Here is a 560-nt window from a genome sequence, read left to right as displayed (position 1 = left end):
CTAATATGACCATCTGAGGGAGCCCTTCACCTTCCTCTCTTCTCTTTCTCCCCTTTTTCCTTTCCCCTTTTTTTCTCCCCCTTCTCTTCCTTCCTTCCTTTCCTTTTCTTTTCTTTCCTTCTTCTCCCTCTTCTCCTTCCCCCTTCCCCCCTCCTTTCTCTTTTTTTCCCTCTCCCTCCCTCCCCACCTCTCCCTCTTTCTCTTTCTCTTTTCCTTCCCCTTCCTCCCCCCCTTCTCTCCTCTTTCCCCCCTCTCTCCTCTCCCTCTCCCTTCCTCTCCCCTTTTTCTTTCCCTTCCTCCCCTCCTCCCCTCTTTTCTTCTCCTCTCTCCTTCCCCTCCTCTCTTCCTCCTTTCCTCCTTCCTCTCCTCTTTCCTTCCCCTCCTCCTCCCTTTTCTTTTTCTTTCCTTCTTTTCCCCCCTTCTCTTCTTCCTTCCTCCCTTTCCTCCTCCTCTCCTTTCTTTTCCTCTCTTTTCCTTCCTTCTTCCCTTTCCCCTCCTCCCTCTCTCCTTTCCTCCTCTTTTCTTCCCTTCCTCTCCTCCTCCTTCTTCCCCTCCCCCCT

At 52.1% G+C, this 560-nt stretch carries 1 protein-coding gene; it reads right to left on the bottom strand.

Features of this window, described 5'->3' with window-relative positions:
- A partial coding sequence (locus A3773_RS19750) for a hypothetical protein (RefSeq protein WP_075109610.1) occupies positions 1 to 560 on the bottom strand: 560 nt, incomplete at both ends.

Source organism: Neptuniibacter pectenicola, from assembly GCF_001597735.1.
In the GTDB taxonomy this organism is placed as follows: Bacteria; Pseudomonadota; Gammaproteobacteria; order Pseudomonadales; family Balneatricaceae; genus Neptuniibacter; species Neptuniibacter pectenicola.
This window is presented reverse-complemented; position numbering and strand designations above follow the sequence as displayed.